The following is a 13,550-nucleotide window of genomic DNA, read 5'->3' on the forward strand; positions in this document are numbered from 1 at the left end:
ATGATCCAGATTGAGAATTTGACATTTACTTATCCTGGTGCCGAAGAACCAACGTTAAAAAATTTATCAGTTGAGATCGAACAGGGAGATTTTCTCGCAATCGTTGGAAACAACGGCTGCGGGAAATCCACTTTCTGTAAGACACTCAACGGTCTGATCCCTCATTTTACAGCGGGCGACATGGAAGGAAAGGTTGTCATCGGAGGTCTTGACACGAGAGAGTGTGAAATCGGTGATCTGGCGCAGAAAATCGGATATGTGTATCAGGATTTCGAAAATCAGATCGTACGGCCGACGGTTTTGGATGACGCGTCCTTTGCGTGCCTGAATTTTGACGTAAAAGATTATGAGGAGAAGGGACGCAGAGCCCTGGAAATGTGCGGCATCGCCCACAAGACAGATGAATATATCTGGCAGCTGTCCGGCGGTCAGAAGCATCTTCTTGCTCTGGCGGGAGCGGCCGCTCTGTCACCGGAGATTCTGGTGTTGGATGAGCCGATCGCCCAGCTGGATCCGGCTCATGCGAGAGATATTTATGAAGTGCTGAAAACAATGAACGAGACATATGGAAAGACGATTATCGTCATCGAGCATCATACGGAATATATTGCCCGGTACTGTAAGCATGTAATGCTGATGCGCGGCGGGGGCATTGCCTGGAAACTGCCGGCCAGGGAAGCACTGTGCCGGGTGGAAGAGCTTCAGAAAAGCAATATTTTTCCACCGCAGGTTACGCTGGCGGCCAATCGCGTGGCAGGAGGCGCAGAGACGGTGCTTCCGGTTACCGTGGAAGAGGGAAAAGAGTTTTTTGGCAGATATCCGCAGACGGATGTGGCGAAAGCCAGGATTCTGGACGCGCCGCCGGAAGAAAATACCATACTGGAATTTGAAAATGTATCAGTGGAATACCGCTCCGTAAAAGGAGATCCAGTCCGTGTGCTGAATGATTTTAATCTGGAAATCCATAAAGGAGAGAAGATTGCGGTGATCGGCTCCAACGGCGCAGGAAAGTCCACGATCATGAAACTTATGTGCGGCCTGCTGAAGCCGTCTGAAGGGAAAATCCTTCTGCAGGGACAAAACATCAAAGAAATGGAAATGAATGAACTCTCCCAGATTCTGTCTCTTGTATATCAGAATCCGGAAGAAATGTTTATTAAAGATTCCATCCGAAGAGATATCGAATATGCCATGAAAGTACGGGATGTGGAAAATTATCAGAAAAGAACAGAAGGGCTTCTGGAAAGGTTCCAGCTGACGGACCTTCAGGACCGGGACGGGCGTCTGCTGTCAGGAGGACAGATGAGACGTGCTTCCCTGGCTATCGGCATCGCGCTGAATCCGTCTATTCTTCTGCTGGATGAGCCTACCGCCAATCTGGATATTGCCACAAGGAAGGAAATCCTTCGTACCTTAAGTGATATGAAGAACATTACAGATACTGTTATGATCGCAACCCATGATATGCAGCTGGTCTGTGAATGGGCAGAGAGGATCCTGGTATTGTCCGGAGGAAAATTATTAAAAGACGGCACGAGAGAAGAAGTGTTTAACGACCGGGAAGTTATGAAGGAAGCAGGCATCCAGCCGCCGGAAATTTACCAGATGGGGAAAGAAATCCGTCCGGAGATTTCCTGCTATACCGTAGATGAGTTTTTGCGTTTATTTCAAAGGGAGGCAGTGTAAATGAAAGAAAAATTATCGGAGAGTATTTTTGATAAAATATCCATTGATTATATCCGGAACCAGGTGCTGAAAAATGCCTATGGAAATGATGATACCGTCATTGCCAGGCTGGATCCGCGCGTCCTTTTGATCTGGTATTGTTTTTTCGGGATCGTGCCCTGGTTTCTGGACAATGTAGTTCTTTTGATCTGCCTGTTCCTGTTTGTGGCAGCTGCTGCCTATAAGGCGAAAATAGCGCCTCTCGTTATGTTCGTCTTCTGTCTGGGCGTTTTCTCCCAGACAGGATATCTTCTGATCGTTTCGCTGTTTTTTGGCGGAAATGCAGAGACAATCGTTCCGGTACTGATCATGACCCTGAAAGTTGCCATCGTTTCCATGGCTTCCATTACAGTATTTTCCGGGCTGGATCCGGACCGGCTTGCCAACGGACTCCTGTGGTTTGGATGCCCGGAGCGCCTGTCTTTCAGTATTTCATTTGCCTACAGGATTCTGCCGATTCTCATGGAAGAATTTCAGAATATTCTGCTGTCTTACCGCATGAGAGGAAAGGCGCCGAAGAAAAAAGGAATTTCAGGAAAGATAAAATATCTGATTTATCAGGTAAAGGTGATCATTCAGGCTTTTTATCCGTTGCTTCTGAATACGGCGAAAAGATCCAGGACGACCGTGGAGGCGCTGGAACTGAAGGGATATCGTTATGCGGCTTCCAACAAAGAAGTGAAGAGAATGAAATTATCAAGTTTAAAAATCGTAAAACATGATTTCGCTTTCATTGCCATCTCTGTTGTATGGGTATTTGGAAGCATAGGCATGTCTGTTACTATATAGAAGGAGAAGAAAATGAAGATAGATTTTCATACCCATGGAAAATTAGCAAAAAAACTGCCTTTTTCAGGAGCCTATACCAGCTGGCTTCTGACGGAGGCAAAAACAGCCGGTCTGGATGCCATCTGTCTGACGGAACATTTTAACACCATCGGATTCCAGGAAATATATCAGTATCTGGAGAATCACTATGAGAAAGAGGGAGACTGTTATGTAACGGATCAGGGCCTTAAACTATTCCCGGGAATGGAGACGGACATTGCGGAGGGCGGCCACGTGCTTTCCATCGGACCGTCCGATCAGATCCTGGAGTTAAACCAGAGACTGGAGCCATACAAAGAGAAAGGAAACTTCCTTCCGTTTGAGACCTTAAGCCGGTATTTTGATTCTTATGATCTGCTGGTGGGAGCGGGACACCCTTACCGGGAAGGCGGACACATTCCGGAACTATCGGACCATCTGATCCGGAAATTCGACTTTTTTGATCTGAATGGGAAAGATATCGCGGAAGATGAGGCCGGCACCAAAGAGAAGGTATATGCACTTGCCGGAAAATTTGACAAGAAGGTGGCAGCAGGAAGTGACACCCATCAGTCTTTCCAGTATGGATGCATTTACAATGTATTTGAGAAAGAATGTGTCACAGTAAAAGAAATCCGTGAGCAGATTGAGAAAGAAGCGTATGAAATCCGGATCTCCCAGATGGCGTCTTTCCAGGTGAAAACAGCAGGACTGCTGAAGAAGTCGCTGAAAGAGATCAATGCTCTGGGAGGAGATTATGTGACGCTTCTGGTAAAAGGAGCATAAAAAAGAGGGGAATTCCCTCTTTTTCAGCGCGGTATTTCTTTGGAATAAGATTCTTTCAGCTGATGCAGCTGATTCAGGGTATCCACCGGCATATCCATGGCGTCAGCTGTGAGAACCACCAGAGCGTCGGCCAGGGCGGTAGGGACGGTCATGGAATGATACTCCTCCGGCTGGCCGCGGTAGGCGTACAAATTGATATAGGCCCGGTTCTCCGGAGAGTCATAAATCTGACTGGTAAACAGGATGGTGGAAGCCTCCTGTTTTTTTGCGTAGTCTAAAATAACCCGGACTTCCAGGGGAACTTTCTGGAATCCAAACAGAAGAACGCAGTCGCCGGACCGGATATGGATCAGATCTTCAAAAATTTCAGAACCGGCAGAACGGATCATATGCACCGATTTGCCGAAGCGCCCCAGACGGAAATGAAGAAGCTGGGCCAGGCTTCTGGACGCGCCCTTTCCGAAAATGTGGATCTGGGAAGCCGATGCCAGGAGTCCGGCGGCCTCGGAGGCGGCCGAAAAATCCAGCTGCCGTATGGTGTCTTCCATATATTCAATCTGTTTCTGCAGAAGTTTCTTGAAGGATGAAGCCTCGTCGGTGTGAAGCGTGCGGGAAATCTTGTCCGCGGGGCTTAAAACATCCGGCTCCAGTGATTTCTGCAGATGATGTTTCAGCGCTTTGAAATCCTCGTATCCGGCGTGGCGGGAAAAACGGGAGATGGTAGATTCCGAAATCCCCAGCGCTTCGGACAACTGCTGTATGGACATAAAAATCACAGCAGAAGGATGCTGGTAAATATAATTGATGATTTTTTTCTCGGCTTTTGTATAAGAAATTCCCTCTGTGGGAAATTGAAAAGATGTCATTGTGTTGTCTCCTCCTGCCGAAAGTATATCACAGAATATTTACCAGCGGATAAAAAACAGGTAAAATTTTTATGAATCTTTACCTCTGCGGTAAATATAATAGGAATAAATAAACGGAACAAAACAAAGGATCAAAATGGCAGCCAGCAGGACGCCCAGATTCAATGGAGAAGGAAGGAATGCGGACAAAATGATGAAAAATCCTCCGGCGCACCATACTTTTGCGCTGAAACGATGGGTCTGAAACCAGATTTCAGGATCTGCCAGAGTCCATGGCGTTTTGATACCGACAAAATAGTTGTGTTTGAATTTGGGCATCATGTTTCCGATATAAATAAACAGAATGCCGATCAGAATCGGAAGAACAATCTGAACCTGCACATCGATGCCGAGACATACAGCAGTCGTGATGAGCTGGACCAGAAGGAGAAGAAGGCAGACAGCCGCCTTGATGCCGTCAAAATTTTTCTCAAATTTTACATAGTTGGCCCGCTTAGGATCAATATTTCTGGTCACATCCAGAAGGATGGTAAGAAACAGCATCATCAGAGGTTCTGTGAAAATCCATAATCTGCTGCCGTATCCATCGATTTCACCGGCCATATTCCAGTGGATCGGAATGCGGCTTTCCAGAAAAGGAAAGACTGCCGCGGCAAGCAGAATGGAAAACAGAAAAATCAAAAAGCAAATTTTATTTCTCTTGATCATTTTTTTCATAGGACAAATCCTCCTTAAAATCTTGGAGCCAGTTGATGATTTCTTCCAGGACGGAAAGATTCAGTTCGTAATAAACGTATTTTCCCCGTTTTTCATCAGTCACCAAACCGGCATCTTTTAATATACTTAAATGGTGAGAGATGGTCGCTCCTGTCATATCAAAATGCTGTCCGATCTCTCCGGCGGACAGAGATCCGTGTTTGAGAAGGTTTAAAATCTTCCGGCGGGTGCTGTCGGATAATGCTTTAAAAGTTTTCTGAAATCCCAAAAAATCACCTCTTTTTAAAAAACATTTAGAAGATTATCTAAATAATAAAGCACATACAATGTAAAGTCAAGGATATTTAGAAAAATATCAAAATGAAAATTCCGGGAAATAGAATGGGGAGAGAAAAAACATGGAAATCGCGCGAATATGGAATTGCAGTTTGGGATAAGGTATAATGATAGAAAGATAAAAGAAAAGGAGATGAGTAAAAATGAAGATTTATGATCTGGTAATTATAGGATCCGGACCTGCGGGAATGGCAGCAGCAATCTACGCAAAAAGAGCGATGCTGGACTGTCTTTTACTGGAAAAGGAATATATGCCGGGAGGACAGGTAATCCAGACTTATGAAGTAGATAATTATCCGGGGATTCCGAAGACCAACGGAATGGAACTGAGCAGTAAATTTGCAGAACATGCCAGAGAACTTGGGATTGAGACCCAGGTGGCTGAAGTAACAGATATCATGCCGGATGGAGATGTAAAGGAAATCATTCTCAAAAATGGAGAGAAGATTCAGACAAAAACGATCATACTGGCGACCGGAGCGGTTCACCGGACATTAGGTGTGCCGGGCGAGAAGGAACTGGCTGGTATGGGAGTTTCTTACTGCGCTACCTGCGATGGAGCATTTTTCAGGAATAAGATTACGGCAGTCGTTGGAGGAGGAGATGTGGCTTTGGAGGATGCGGTCTTTTTAAGCAGAATGTGCGAAAAAGTGTATCTGATCCATCGAAGAGATGAATTCCGCGGGGCTAAAATCCTTCAGAATCAGGTGAAAAACAATGATAAAATTGAAATTCTCTGGAACAGCGTGGTGACAAAAATCGACGGTGACAGCAAGGTTGAAAGCATACAAATTGAAAATGTGGATAGTCATGTGGATAAGACGCTGGATGTGGACGGAATCTTTATTGCCGTGGGAACGAAACCGGTTTCTGATCTGCTGAAAGGCCGTCTGGACATGGATGACCAGGGCTATATCAAAGCCGGAGAAGACGGAGTCACGAATCTGCCGGGAATTTTTGCAGGTGGGGACGGACGAACGAAAAATCTGCGTCAGGTGGTGACTGCGGTCGCAGATGGAGCTAATTGTGTTCAGTCAGTGGAGCGTTATCTGCAAAAAATGTAATTTTCAGATAATTTAGATGTATTTTTTTTGGTGACTAAAAAATTAAAAATCAAGGGTTTTTTTACGATTTGTGACAGATGTATAAGAGAAAGGAATGCAAGAAGTATTTGAAAAAAAACATCACATAATATGCACAAAGTTATCCACATGAAAAATCACGCAGAAAAGCCAAAAAATAGTTATACACAAAGTTATCCACATTATCCACAGTCTGTTATCGACAAAAATCGATTGTTAAAAACCAGAAAAAGGAAACGTTTGTTTTGTGTAGTATTTCCAAAAAGATTTTGTTTCATTGCCAGGGGTTATATGTTATAATAAATTTACATTAAAAGTAAAGGAGTTGGGAGCCATGAAGTTCATTATTAGTGGAAAGAACATTGAGGTCACCGAAGGAATCAGAGCAGCAGTTGAGGAGAAACTTGGACGTCTGGACAAGTATCTGGTAGACGATACGATCGTAAATGTTACCCTCAGTGTTCAAAAAGGAAGACAGAAGATAGAAGTTACCATTCCTATGAAAGGCCATATTATCCGTGCGGAGGAAGACAGTGAGGATATGTACGTATCTATTGATCTTGTAGTTGATGTAATCGAGCGTCAGATCCGCAGATATAAGACAAGATTGATGAATCAGAAGCATGAGGGAACCAGCTTCAGACAGGAATTTATGGATATGGAAGATGATGAGGAAGAAGATGAGATCCAGATCATCCGAAGCAAGAAGTTTGCAATCAAACCGATGGATGTTGAAGAAGCATGCATCCAGATGGAGCTCCTGGGACATGACTTTTTCGTATTCCGGAATTCCGATACCTTTGAAGTCAATGTAGTTTACAAACGAAAAGGAAATACATACGGTCTGATTGAACCGGAATTTTAAGCTGTATTCATGAGAGAGAGGTCTTCGGACCTCTCTTTTTCTCTTTCTGCCAGAAGCAGAAATATGTTTTTTTAAAGAGGAGTTGTGAAAAGAGATGCCCTGGAATTCATAAGAAACCTGGGGGAAAAGAATTTTGAGAATTTACAGGTTGTTAACTTGCGTCTTATATTTAGAAGTGTTACAATATGACAGTCTATATATTGCTGTAAAAGAGAGGAAATAGAACCATGTATGGACATTGAGAAGTTAGGAGAATAAGAAATGAGTTTATTAGATAAGGTTTTTGGTTCTCATAGCGATAAGGAGATCAAGAGAATCAGCAAGACAGTAGATAAGATTGAAGCATTAGATGAAGAAATGCAGAAATTGTCAGATGAAGAACTGAAACATAAGACGAAAGAATTCAAAGAGCGTCTGGAGATGGGAGAGAATCTGGATGATCTGCTTCCTGAGGCTTTTGCTGTTGTTCGTGAGGCCAGCAGCCGAACGATTGGAATGAAGCATTACCGGGTGCAGCTGATCGGAGGAATTATCCTTCATCAGGGACGAATCGCTGAGATGCGTACTGGAGAAGGAAAGACGCTGGTAGCGACGCTTCCGGCGTATTTAAATGCCCTGGAGGGAAAAGGCGTCCACATCGTTACGGTCAACGACTATCTGGCAACCCGTGATGCCCAGTGGATGGGACAGGTGCATAACTTTCTGGGGCTCAGTGTCGGCGTTGTGACCAATGACATGAACAATGACGCGAGAAGGGCGGCTTATCAGTGTGATATCACTTACATTACCAATAACGAACTTGGATTTGATTATCTGAGAGATAACATGGTGATTGATAAGAAGGATCTGGTTCAGAGGGATCTGCATTATGCCATTGTGGATGAGGTTGACTCTGTACTGATCGATGAGGCGAGAACTCCGCTGATCATTTCCGGACAGAGCAATAAGTCCACAGAACTTTACCGTGCCTGTGATATCCTGGCACGTAAGATGGAAAGAGGAAGTTCCGACGGAGAACTTTCCAAGATGGACATTCTGATGAATGAGGATATCGAGGAAGACGGAGATTTCCTTGTAAATGAAAAAGACAAACAGATTATGCTGACGGCGGAAGGTGTGAAAAAGGTAGAAGACTTTTTCCATATCGAGAACCTGGCTGATCCGGATAATCTGGCAATCCAGCATAATATCATCCTTGCCCTGAGAGCTCATAACCTGATGTTTAAGGATAAAGATTATGTGGTAAAAGATGATGAGGTATTGATCGTTGATGAATTTACCGGACGAATCATGCCGGGAAGACGTTATTCAGACGGACTGCATCAGGCGATCGAGGCGAAAGAGCATGTAAAAGTAAAGAGAGAGTCCAAAACACTTGCGACGATTACATTCCAGAACTTCTTTAATAAATACAGCAAGAAGGCTGGTATGACAGGTACGGCACAGACAGAGGAACAGGAATTCCGTGAGATTTATGGAATGGACGTTGTCGTGATTCCGACGAATAAGCCGGTGATCCGTGTGGATCATAACGATGCCATTTATAAGACAAAACGTGAAAAAATGAATGCGGTGGTAAATGACATCATTGAATCCCACAAAAAGGGACAGCCGGTGCTGGTTGGTACGATCACCATCGAGACATCGGAAGAATTGTCCAGAATGCTGAAAAAGCGAAATATCAAGCACAGTGTCCTGAATGCGAAATTCCATGAAAAAGAAGCGGAGATCGTATCCCATGCCGGTGAGATCGGAGCAGTTACCATTGCGACCAACATGGCAGGACGTGGTACGGATATCGTGCTGGAAGAAGGAGTTGCGGAACTTGGAGGATTGAAGATCATCGGTACAGAGCGTCATGAGTCCCGCCGAATCGATAATCAGCTGAGAGGACGTGCAGGACGTCAGGGGGATCCGGGAGAATCCAAATTCTATCTTTCTCTGGAGGATGATCTGATGCGTCTGTTCGGATCTGAGAGAATGATTGCGGTATATAATGCCCTTGGCATTCCGGAAGGAGAAGAGATCCAGCATAAATCTATCAGCAGGACCATTGAGAAAGCCCAGAAGAAGATTGAGAACAACAACTTTGGAATCCGTAAAAACCTGCTGGATTATGACAGGGTCAACAATGATCAGAGAGAAGTTATCTATAAAGAGCGCCGCCGGGTTCTGGACGGCGATAATATGAAACAGTCTGTTCTGAAGATGATGAAAGATACAGTGGAAAACAGGGTAAGACAGGTCATCAGCAATGAACTGTCACCAGATGAGTGGGATATGGCTGCTCTGAATGCGGAACTGCTGCCAATCATCCCTCTGCAGAAAATTGAACTCACGGAAGAAGAAAGGAAATCCAAGAAAGTTGAAAAACTGATCGAGAGACTTCAGCAGGAAGCTGTGGATCTTTATGAGCAGAAAGAAAAAGAATTCGAAGGATTTGATCTGCGTGAGATTGAGCGCATTATTCTTCTGAAAGTCATTGACCGTAAGTGGATGGATCATATTGATGATATGGATCAGCTGCGGGAAGGAATCGGAATGCAGGCATATGGTCAGAGGGATCCGGTTGTGGAATATCGTCTGGTCGGATTTGATATGTTCAATGATATGATCAAGTCTATTGAAGAGGAGACAGCAGGTGCCTTATTCCATGTACAGATTGAACAGAAGATCGAAAGAGAAGAAGCGCCGAAAATTACAGGAACCAACAAGGATATTGACGGACCAAGGACGCCTTATGTCAGAAAAGGCGCAAAGGTAGGAAGAAACGATCCTTGTCCTTGCGGAAGCGGAAAGAAATATAAGAATTGCTGCGGCAAAAACAAGAAATAAGGAGTTTATCAGTGATTGAGTTAGAACAATTAAAATATACTTTAAACTCTTTTCGAGAACCACTGGAGGACCTCAGTGGTTCTCTTGCGTTAGACGCGAAGAGAGAGCGGATCGATCAGCTGGAACAGTCCATGGAAGCCCCGGGATTTTGGGACAATGTGGAGGAATCCCAGAAGGTCATGAAGGAAGTAAAAAGTTTAAAAAAAGTAGTAGAAGAATATGAAGAGTTAAAGACCAAATTTGAAGATGCGGAAACCCTGATTGATATGGCAGAGGAAGAGGAGGATCAGGAACTTGCTGCAGAAGCTCAGGATACAGTAGACAGTTTTCAGGAAGAATATGAAAAGCTTCGTATTTCGACTCTTTTGACGGGAGAGTATGACAGAAACAATGCGATTCTGACGCTTCATGCAGGAGCAGGAGGAACAGAATCCTGTGACTGGGTCAGCATGCTGTACCGCATGTACACCAGATGGGCAGGAAAGAAAGGGTACGAGACGGAAGTTCTGGATTATCTGGACGGAGAAGAAGCAGGAATCAAGTCTGTGACAGTGAAGATAAAGGGAGAAAATGCTTTTGGATATCTTCGTTCTGAAAGAGGGGTCCACCGTCTGGTAAGGATTTCACCGTTTAATGCGGCAGGCAAGCGGCAGACATCCTTTGCCTCCTGTGATGTTATGCCGGAAATCGAGGAAGATCTGGAAGTAGAAATCGCAGATGAAGATATCCGCGTGGATACTTACCGTGCCAGCGGAGCCGGCGGACAGCACATTAATAAGACAGATTCTGCAATTCGTATTACCCATATACCGACCGGAATTGTCGTACAGTGTCAGAACGAACGTTCTCAGCATAAAAACAAGGATCAGGCAATGAAAATGTTAAAAACAAAGCTGTTTTTGTTAAAAGAACAGCAGCACCTGGAAAAATTGTCTGATATCAGAGGCGATGTATCAGACAATGGATGGGGAAGTCAGATTCGTTCATACGTTCTGCAGCCGTATACTATGGTAAAGGATCACAGGACCAATGAAGAAAGCGGAAATCCATCTGCGGTTCTGGATGGGGATCTGGATCCTTTTATGAATGCGTATCTTGCCTGGGAAAACCAGCAAAACCAGCAGAAAGAGGGAGAGTAATGAGAAAATGGATCGGATATCTGCTGGGAGCGGGTATTGCGGCGGGAACAGCTGGCGGAGCCTTTTCCTTATTCTGCAATAAGAAACTGAAAAACAGCCGGAAGACGTATTCTCTGGAAGAAATCGGGGAAATCCCGCAGTCAGATTTTATTATTGTTCCGGGATGCCTGGTCCATCCGGACGGCACGCCGTCTTATGCTCTGGAAGACCGGCTGACGGCAGCACTGGCTTTGTACGAAGAAAAAAAGGCAGATAAGATCATTGTGTCAGGAATCGCAAAAGAAAATCAGACAGGCAGGAATTACCTGCTCCGTCATGGTGTGGCAGAAGAAGATATTTTAAAAGATGACGGCGGTCTGGATACGTATTCCACAATTTACCGGTGTCGGGATGCTTTTTTAGGAAAACAGTTTTTAATCTGCACCCAGGAAAAATATTTTAAAAGGACAGGGTTCCTGATCAGTGAACTTGGGATGGACGGATTTTGTGTGAAAGCGGATGCCCGCCGCTATCAAAGAGAATACTATGAGAGATTCCGGGACTTCTTTGCGGCAGATAAGGCATGGCTGGAATGTAAAGTAACGAAGCCAAAACCAAAATATAGTTTGAAAGATCTTCCAATTTCCTATTGATTCCGGAAAACATCTGTGATAGTATTCTGTAGAAAGACAAATGTACACCACAGAAATACAAGAAGGAAAGATGTATGGAAGATGCAAAGTATTATGTGATCAAAAAGAAGGCGGTTCCTGAAGTCTTGTTAAAAGTACTGGAAGTGCAGAAGCTTCTTGATTCCAAGCAGGCGGTGTCTGTCATGGAAGCGGCAGAACGTGTAGGGATCAGCAGAAGCTCTTATTACAAATACAAGGATGATATTTTCCCGTTTTACGCAAAAGAAAAAGGGAAAAATATTACCTTTGTCATTGAGATTGAGGATCAGCCGGGAGTTATGGTTTCCATTCTGGAAGTTTTTGCCCGGTATCATGCCAATATTTTAACAATTCATCAGAGCATTCCGATCAATGGAAAAGGAGTTCTGACCGTCAGTGTAGATATTGTCTCAGAGCAGACGAATATATCGGCGATGATCCAGCAGGTAGAACAGCTTGCGTCTGTTTCCTGTGTAAAGATCATTGCCATGGAGTAAATAAGCTGACTAGAATTATCTGGAGGACTGATATGAAATACGTAATTATTTTAGGAGATGGAATGGCCGATGAGCCGATTGAGAGCCTTGGAGGAAAGACTCCTCTGCAGGCGGCTCATAAGCCGGTTATGGATGAGATGGCAAAAAAAGCGGAACAGGGGATTGCCTATACGGTGCCGGATAATCTTCCGGCAGGAAGTGATGTGGCGAATCTGTCCATGCTGGGATATGATCCGCAGAAATATTATTCCGGACGTTCCCCGCTGGAGGCCCTGAGCATCGGTGTGGATATGAAAGATACCGATGTGGCGTTAAGATGCAACATTGTCACCTTGGAAGAAGACGGGGAGTATGAAGACAAAGCGATCCTTGACCACAGTGCCGGGGAAATCACCACCGAAGAGGCGAAGATTCTGATTGAAGCGGTAAGAAAAGAGCTGGAAGATGATGAATACAAATTCTATCCGGGAGTCAGCTACCGCCACCTGACCATATGGGATCATGGAAAAATGGCTGATCTGGTTCCGCCTCATGATATTTTGGGAAAAAAGATTGGTGAATATCTTCCAAAAGAAGAAAAACTGCGTGAGATGATGAAGAAAAGTTTTGATATTCTGGATCATCATCCGATCAATGAGGCAAGAGCAGAAAAAGGCCTGAATAAAGCGAACAGCATCTGGTTCTGGGGAGCAGGAACGAAACCGGCTCTGGATGAGTTTGAAAGCAGAACCGGAATGAAAGGAGCAATGGTTTCTGCGGTAGACCTGCTGAAAGGAATTGCGGTCGGCGCCAAAATGAGAAATCTGGATGTGGAAGGCGCCAACGGAGGTCTGGATACTAATTATAAAGGAAAAGCAGAAGCTGCCCTGGAAGCCCTGCTTGAAAAAGGCGATGATTTCGCGTATATTCATGTGGAAGCACCAGATGAAATGGGACATCAGGGAAATACAGAGCATAAGATCCAGGCAATCGAATATCTGGACGACCAGGTAGTGAGAATTGTGAAAGAAGGACTGGAAAAGGCAGGGGAAGATTTCCGTATGCTGATCGGACCGGATCATCCGACGCCAATCGCAATCCGGACACATACAAAAGATCCGATTCCGTTTATGATCTATGACAGCCGCAGATCTCTGGGATCTCAGGAAGAATACAGTGAAGCGGCAGCAAGGAGTACAGGGCTGGTCATGGAATACGGATATGAACTGATGAACCGTTTATTACAAAAATAAGAGAAGATAGATG

General features: G+C 44.6%; 13 protein-coding genes. 10 read left to right on the forward strand and 3 right to left on the reverse strand.

Going from position 1 to position 13,550, the window contains the following annotated elements; genetic code table 11:
- From JMF81_RS10975 to JMF81_RS10985, 3 genes are read left to right on the forward strand one after another with little or no spacing between them, the layout of a single operon-like run.
- Positions 1-1,686, forward strand: coding sequence for an ABC transporter ATP-binding protein (locus tag JMF81_RS10975; protein ID WP_201311493.1), 1,686 nt, complete (start codon positions 1-3; stop codon positions 1,684-1,686).
- Positions 1,687-2,514: an energy-coupling factor transporter transmembrane component T family protein gene (locus tag JMF81_RS10980; protein ID WP_201311494.1), complete on the forward strand. Its 828-nt coding sequence runs from the start codon at positions 1,687-1,689 to the stop codon at positions 2,512-2,514.
- A 12-nt stretch (positions 2,515-2,526) separates the two neighbouring features.
- Positions 2,527-3,318, forward strand: coding sequence for a PHP domain-containing protein (locus JMF81_RS10985; protein ID WP_201311495.1), 792 nt, complete (start codon positions 2,527-2,529; stop codon positions 3,316-3,318).
- A 23-nt stretch (positions 3,319-3,341) separates the two neighbouring features.
- On the opposite strand, the gene JMF81_RS10990 is transcribed toward JMF81_RS10985, so the two are convergent.
- From JMF81_RS10990 to JMF81_RS11000, 3 genes are all read right to left on the reverse strand, one after another.
- Complete coding sequence (locus JMF81_RS10990; protein ID WP_201311496.1) at positions 3,342-4,184, reverse strand: MurR/RpiR family transcriptional regulator; 843 nt, start codon at positions 4,182-4,184, stop codon at positions 3,342-3,344.
- A 69-nt stretch (positions 4,185-4,253) separates the two neighbouring features.
- On the reverse strand, positions 4,254-4,901 hold the full coding sequence (locus JMF81_RS10995) for an SdpI family protein (protein ID WP_201311497.1): 648 nt from the start codon (positions 4,899-4,901) through the stop codon (positions 4,254-4,256).
- A complete protein-coding gene (locus tag JMF81_RS11000) occupies positions 4,876-5,169 on the reverse strand; it encodes an autorepressor SdpR family transcription factor (RefSeq protein ID WP_201311498.1) in 294 nt (97 codons plus the stop codon). Before JMF81_RS11000 ends, JMF81_RS10995 begins: the two co-directional genes overlap by 26 nt.
- Before the next feature lie 211 nt (positions 5,170-5,380).
- Here JMF81_RS11000 and trxB point away from each other — a divergent pair, with 211 nt between their 5' ends.
- From trxB to JMF81_RS11035, 7 genes are all read left to right on the forward strand, one after another.
- The gene (trxB, locus tag JMF81_RS11005; RefSeq protein WP_201311499.1) at positions 5,381-6,301 is read left to right on the forward strand and encodes a thioredoxin-disulfide reductase; all 921 of its coding nucleotides are present in this window, start codon (positions 5,381-5,383) and stop codon (positions 6,299-6,301) included.
- A gap of 352 nt (positions 6,302-6,653) precedes the next feature.
- Positions 6,654-7,184, forward strand: coding sequence for a ribosome hibernation-promoting factor, HPF/YfiA family (hpf, locus tag JMF81_RS11010; protein WP_201311500.1), 531 nt, complete (start codon positions 6,654-6,656; stop codon positions 7,182-7,184).
- A gap of 261 nt (positions 7,185-7,445) precedes the next feature.
- Positions 7,446-10,019: a preprotein translocase subunit SecA gene (gene secA / locus JMF81_RS11015; RefSeq protein WP_201311501.1), complete on the forward strand. Its 2,574-nt coding sequence runs from the start codon at positions 7,446-7,448 to the stop codon at positions 10,017-10,019.
- Between the two features lie 11 nt (positions 10,020-10,030).
- Positions 10,031-11,158 carry a peptide chain release factor 2 gene (gene prfB / locus JMF81_RS11020; RefSeq protein WP_201311502.1) on the forward strand — a complete coding sequence of 376 codons (1,128 nt, stop codon included), beginning with the start codon at positions 10,031-10,033 and terminating at the stop codon, positions 11,156-11,158.
- Positions 11,158-11,790: a SanA/YdcF family protein gene (locus tag JMF81_RS11025; RefSeq protein ID WP_201311503.1), complete on the forward strand. Its 633-nt coding sequence runs from the start codon at positions 11,158-11,160 to the stop codon at positions 11,788-11,790. Before prfB ends, JMF81_RS11025 begins: the two co-directional genes overlap by 1 nt.
- A gap of 74 nt (positions 11,791-11,864) precedes the next feature.
- Complete coding sequence (locus tag JMF81_RS11030) at positions 11,865-12,305, forward strand: ACT domain-containing protein (protein ID WP_201311504.1); 441 nt, start codon at positions 11,865-11,867, stop codon at positions 12,303-12,305.
- A 32-nt stretch (positions 12,306-12,337) separates the two neighbouring features.
- Positions 12,338-13,537 (forward strand): cofactor-independent phosphoglycerate mutase, encoded by a 1,200-nt coding sequence (locus JMF81_RS11035; protein WP_201311505.1) that lies wholly within the window; start codon positions 12,338-12,340, stop codon positions 13,535-13,537.
- The last annotated feature ends 13 nt before the right edge of the window (positions 13,538-13,550 follow it).

This window comes from Anaerostipes butyraticus, assembly GCF_016586355.1.
GTDB classification, from domain to species: Bacteria; Bacillota; Clostridia; order Lachnospirales; family Lachnospiraceae; genus Anaerostipes; species Anaerostipes butyraticus.

Bases quoted from the DNA above. Each gene is read 5' to 3' on its own strand.
- JMF81_RS10975 (WP_201311493.1), top strand. From the start codon at position 1: ATGATCCAGATTGAGAATTTGACATTTACTTATCCTGGTGCCGAAGAA.
- JMF81_RS10980 (WP_201311494.1), top strand. From the start codon at position 1,687: ATGAAAGAAAAATTATCGGAGAGTATTTTTGATAAAATATCCATTGAT.
- JMF81_RS10985 (WP_201311495.1), top strand. From the start codon at position 2,527: ATGAAGATAGATTTTCATACCCATGGAAAATTAGCAAAAAAACTGCCT.
- JMF81_RS10990 (WP_201311496.1), bottom strand. From the start codon at position 4,184: ATGACATCTTTTCAATTTCCCACAGAGGGAATTTCTTATACAAAAGCC.
- JMF81_RS10995 (WP_201311497.1), bottom strand. From the start codon at position 4,901: ATGAAAAAAATGATCAAGAGAAATAAAATTTGCTTTTTGATTTTTCTG.
- trxB (WP_201311499.1), top strand. From the start codon at position 5,381: ATGAAGATTTATGATCTGGTAATTATAGGATCCGGACCTGCGGGAATG.
- hpf (WP_201311500.1), top strand. From the start codon at position 6,654: ATGAAGTTCATTATTAGTGGAAAGAACATTGAGGTCACCGAAGGAATC.
- secA (WP_201311501.1), top strand. From the start codon at position 7,446: ATGAGTTTATTAGATAAGGTTTTTGGTTCTCATAGCGATAAGGAGATC.
- JMF81_RS11025 (WP_201311503.1), top strand. From the start codon at position 11,158: ATGAGAAAATGGATCGGATATCTGCTGGGAGCGGGTATTGCGGCGGGA.
- JMF81_RS11030 (WP_201311504.1), top strand. From the start codon at position 11,865: ATGGAAGATGCAAAGTATTATGTGATCAAAAAGAAGGCGGTTCCTGAA.
- JMF81_RS11035 (WP_201311505.1), top strand. From the start codon at position 12,338: ATGAAATACGTAATTATTTTAGGAGATGGAATGGCCGATGAGCCGATT.